This is a genomic window from Allocoleopsis sp. (genome assembly GCF_036703385.1).
GTDB lineage: Bacteria > Cyanobacteriota > Cyanobacteriia > Cyanobacteriales > Coleofasciculaceae > Allocoleopsis.
Window position 1 is genome coordinate 1 of record NZ_DATNPA010000702.1, and the last position, 4,191, is coordinate 4,191.

The following is a 4,191-nucleotide window of genomic DNA, read 5'->3' on the forward strand; positions in this document are numbered from 1 at the left end:
TAACTGGGCTGCCAATCTATAAAGCTGCTGAGACTGCTAAAATTCAGAGAATTTGGGTATTTCTCATTGCAGCAAAGCAACCAGAAGCAGAGGAGGCTGTTGAACAAGCTCTTTTGCAGTCAAGGCACAATCAGAGAGCAGAAGAGACTCAATATGAGCCTTCAGTTCCTAAAAAAGACTTCTTAGAATTTGTTAATGATGAAAATTCTGACCTTACTTTAATTTTTGGACTTGGCAAAACCTCTGCTAAACGGATTGCGGATAATCGCCCTTACACGTCTCTGGAGGATATGCAGAAGAAGCTTGGTTCTAAGGCACCTTTGAAGAAGTGGCTAAAAGCATATCAGCAGAATGACAATCTAAAGTAATAGGGGCGGGCAAGATGCCCACCCCACAAGACAAGTTCAATCTAATCTAATGAAAGAGCCTAAACTGAAAATTAGCCAGAGAAACTTGCCTCATTGGGAGTTGGATGGCTCAGTTTATTTTCTTACTTTTAATACTTGGGAAAAGTTAGAACTAACTCCAGAAGCTAAACAAGTTGTTTTTAGTGCGTGTCAGTTCTTTAATAAACAGAGGTATCAAATTTTTGTATTGGTTGTAATGCCCGACCATGTGCATATGCTCATTCAGCCTTGGCTCAAGTCTGAAAATGAGTTTTGGTCACTCAGCAGCATTATGCATAGCATCAAAAGTTATAGTGCTAAACAAGTTCCTAAGGTGATGAAACATATCGGTACAGTTTGGCAAAGTGAGCGATATGACCGAATTAACAGGAATGAACAGGAGTTTCAAGATACTTTTGAGTATATCAGGCAAAATCCTGTCAAAGCAGGCTTATCAGCTACTCCCGAGGAATATCCTTTTTTGTGGCAAGAATCTAAATCAAATCAATCTTTTTAAGACTTCAATAATTTCTCTTTGGGGGTGACTCTCTTGTGGGGTGGGCATCTTTCTTGTGGGGTGGGCATCTTGCCCGCCCTTAGTGAGTCTACTCCTGCGTCCGTGCCAGCTTGTAGATAGCAGTATAGTCTATCATTGCCATTCCCGGAGATCGGGCATAGTGCCTTACCGTACTGTAGACTAGCCCAGAGCGGTCAGATACTTCATTGAGAGTCCATCCTTTTGGAAACACAAAACTTTGAGTCAGAGCGATCGCATTTCATTGGATAATATCTCTCAATCATCCCTAAAATCAGGAGCTACTCATGGAAGCGTCTCTAATTCTATCAATTCTGGCAATAGCCGGAGTAGGCTTAACCTACTGGTTCCTGCAACAAAAGATAGAGAAGCAGAAGCAACGGTTTCGCAAAAGATTGGAAGAATTAGAGGATAGACAGGAATCTCGAATCCTGGAAGTCATGGAGTCTGCGCAAGTCAACTATCAAGTTCAGTTAAAGCAGGCGACGGAGGAATTACAACAACAATTTGAGGCTCGCCTACAAGAAACTCTCAAGTCTTTGCCAGAAAATTCACCAACTCAGCTAAGCCAGAATACAGAGGAATTAAAACAAGAATACGAGGCTCAACAACCAGAAGCAATTCAGCCTTTGGAAGAACGCGATAACGATCAAATTCAACAGATCACTCCGCTATTCGATAAAGCCACCGAGGATAGTATCATTGAGTCGGAAGCGAATTCTGAACTACAACAAAAAGTGATAGAACCCTTGCGTTCAGAAGTTCAACCAACGCCCTTAGAAATCACTTCGCTCAGTACTTCTTCAGCCAATTCTGAACTAGAACAAGAGATTCGAGATCCTTGGAGTGAGGGCAATGAGGAAACGCAACCAGAACCCCTAAAAAACTCTTTTGTTAGTACTTCAGAAGCGGTTGCTGAGCAAGAACAAGAGATTGTGGCTCCCTGGAGTGAGGAAATACAACCAACGTTGGTAGAAAACTCTTTTGTCAGTCTTTTAGAAACCAATCCTGAACTAGAGGAGGAGATTAGAGCGCAGTCAAATCAGGAAATTGAACAGGAAATTCAACAAGCGATTAAAGAAATCATTTCTGTAATTACTTACCCAGCTGATTCTAATGTTACTGCTCCAAGCCTCAATGATACTGCCAATAGAAGAGCGCAAGGCGTAGCTGAAAAAATAATAGCAATGGGGCAGTCTCGTCAAGTTGCCTATATTCCCAAATTAACGGAGTACATTCATCATCCCAATACTCGCATTCGAGGGCTAGTTGTATCAGCGTTAGGCACCATTGCTGCTTCTCAACCCCAGAAAGCAGAAGTTCAACGAGTAATTCCTCTCTTAGGAAAACTAAGCCGATCTTCTGAACCATCTGTGCGTCAATCAGCGGTTGAAGCTCTAGCCAATATCAAGTCGGAGGCCGTGATACCCTTTCTTAAACTAGCATTACGCGATTCAGATCGTAATGTGGTTAAAGCAGCCAGCTTTGCACTCAGTAAATTTAAGTTTTATCCGATGAGTCAGGGCACTAAAATTTCTAAAGTTTCTTCAAAAGCACTCAAGCGTTAGATTGCCTCAAACCTTTGTAATGCTGAGTTTGTAAAAGGTCGTTGTTGAACTTATTGGGGTGCATTTCATTCCTTTACTAAAATAAGTAGAGGGAGCAAGATGCTCCCCTATTTAATCGATGGACTAAGGGTGATATTAATCTAGAAAGCTAATAATTAAAACAGTAACTACAGTCGAAATAGAAACGCTACAAAATCCCCCAATAGCAGCACTTTGCCAGCTAGAGCCAAAACCAAGGATAAAGTGGGATATTGCCCCTCCTGTACCCCCAACAATAATACCAAGTACGATACCTAAAATAATTGAAACAGCTAGGCTTTCTTGATTTTTTAAGGATTGCTTTTTACGGAAACTATTAGCCTGCTTTTTACTATTTATTAGTGTATCAATTTGTTCTTTTTTGTGTTGTCTTTTTTCTTCCTGTTGTCTCTCTGGAGTGTAACAAATTTTGTGGGCATAGAGAGTTTCTGTAACCCAACCCTCTAGAAATTGACGAGGTACTTCTTTTATAGCGACTTCTAATCTGGTGTTCAACGGGAAATCACAATAACAGCAAGGTGCAAACGAAGGTTTTTCTAACCTTGTCAAAATATGATGCCCGCAATTAGGACAGTTGACAGAACTGCTTGTATCAAATTCAATAGCGTGTTTGCAGACCGGGCAACTCGTTTTTGACCTTCCAATCCTGACCTGACTAACTAGCTTATAACAAGAGTGATGGAAAAATCGAACGATATCTGGCTGGTTACTTCTTTCATAGTCTCTGACCAGTTTAAGCGCTTCTGATCGTTTGAAAAATTTACAACAAACTGTACATTTGACCCCAAACGGATACTTAGTTGAGCAACGCGGACATTGAGCAGCTTGAGAACTAACGGTTCCGCCACATTCGATACACTGTAAGAGAGTAGCCATAGTTTATTGGAGGAGGAAGGAGGAAGCGAAAATATTTATAACTAGGAAAAATTTAAAACCTTTATTTATCTGTTTAATTTTGCATAGCCGATTATAGCCATTGCCCACCTTTAAATCGCCACCGAGGAAACAAAATCCGCATGAGGGTCTGAGAGGCCATGTAAACTCCTAGCCATACTAAGCTGTAGTGAACGATAAACCCATTTAGAGGTAATTCTCTCGGCACATTGGGCAAGCCAAATAATTTAACAACACACGCCATAAAAATAGCCTCCCAAATTCCAGCAAGCAGTTGAAATACACCAGGCCAGTCTCGATCCCAACGGAATTTCTGGATGTAGTTATAAAGCACGTCCCACAGTAAACCAAGCAGTGCTATATATCCGAGTATCCAGAAGAATTCCGAACTAGCACCAGGGCCAATGAGCCCCAAGGAAAAGGGCAATGTGATGAAAACGCCTACCGTAGCCAGTAGTAATACGCGAGTTTGCCAGCGACCGAATAGAGTAGGAGTCATGACGATTTTGGATTTTGGATTTTGGATTTAATCTCAAATCGTTATGGGGATTTGTTAGCGACCCATAGCCTTGCTTCATACACTCGTTGTACAATCCGCGATGCCACAATCCCTCGACCGCGAATCATCACCGTACCGCCATATTGTTCCAAATATTGATAAACGTGGTCATGGGGTTCGTAAGCATTCACCACTGACTTAAAATCCTGGGTTTTCTCCCGATAGGCTTGCAAATCGGGGAGAAACTTAATCGCCGGATAGCCTGTTGCT

6 protein-coding genes and 1 pseudogene are annotated in these 4,191 nt (G+C 41.7%); 3 read left to right on the top strand and 4 right to left on the bottom strand.

Annotation, left to right across the window (positions count from 1 at the left end):
* Both V6C93_RS33025 and V6C93_RS33030 read left to right on the top strand, forming a co-directional pair.
* Positions 1-368, top strand: a 368-nt coding sequence (locus tag V6C93_RS33025; protein WP_333480925.1) for a hypothetical protein, incomplete at its 5' end; no start/stop codon positions are given.
* Between the two features lie 49 nt (positions 369-417).
* The gene (locus V6C93_RS33030) at positions 418-903 is read left to right on the top strand and encodes an REP-associated tyrosine transposase (RefSeq protein ID WP_333480926.1); all 486 of its coding nucleotides are present in this window, start codon (positions 418-420) and stop codon (positions 901-903) included.
* 88 nt (positions 904-991) lie between these two features.
* Here the strand turns inward: V6C93_RS33030 and V6C93_RS38600 are convergent, their stop codons facing one another.
* A complete protein-coding gene (locus tag V6C93_RS38600; protein WP_349262919.1) occupies positions 992-1,156 on the bottom strand; it encodes a helix-turn-helix transcriptional regulator in 165 nt (54 codons plus the stop codon).
* A 52-nt stretch (positions 1,157-1,208) separates the two neighbouring features.
* Here V6C93_RS38600 and V6C93_RS33035 point away from each other — a divergent pair, with 52 nt between their 5' ends.
* A complete protein-coding gene (locus V6C93_RS33035; protein ID WP_333480927.1) occupies positions 1,209-2,489 on the top strand; it encodes a HEAT repeat domain-containing protein in 1,281 nt (426 codons plus the stop codon).
* A 135-nt stretch (positions 2,490-2,624) separates the two neighbouring features.
* Here the strand turns inward: V6C93_RS33035 and V6C93_RS33040 are convergent, their stop codons facing one another.
* The 3 genes and pseudogenes from V6C93_RS33040 to V6C93_RS33050 all read right to left on the bottom strand — a co-directional run.
* Complete coding sequence (locus tag V6C93_RS33040; RefSeq protein WP_333480928.1) at positions 2,625-3,023, bottom strand: hypothetical protein; 399 nt, start codon at positions 3,021-3,023, stop codon at positions 2,625-2,627.
* A 472-nt stretch (positions 3,024-3,495) separates the two neighbouring features.
* A complete protein-coding gene (locus V6C93_RS33045) occupies positions 3,496-3,921 on the bottom strand; it encodes a hypothetical protein (RefSeq protein ID WP_333480929.1) in 426 nt (141 codons plus the stop codon).
* 41 nt (positions 3,922-3,962) lie between these two features.
* Positions 3,963-4,191, bottom strand: a pseudogene (locus V6C93_RS33050) (hypothetical protein); the annotation flags it as partial.

What these genes read in the sequence shown, in the direction of transcription:
- V6C93_RS33045 (WP_333480929.1), bottom strand. Translation starts at nt 3,921, where the DNA reads ATGACTCCTACTCTATTCGGTCGCTGGCAAACTCGCGTATTACTACTG.
- V6C93_RS33035 (WP_333480927.1), top strand. Translation starts at nt 1,209, where the DNA reads ATGGAAGCGTCTCTAATTCTATCAATTCTGGCAATAGCCGGAGTAGGC.
- V6C93_RS33030 (WP_333480926.1), top strand. Translation starts at nt 418, where the DNA reads ATGAAAGAGCCTAAACTGAAAATTAGCCAGAGAAACTTGCCTCATTGG.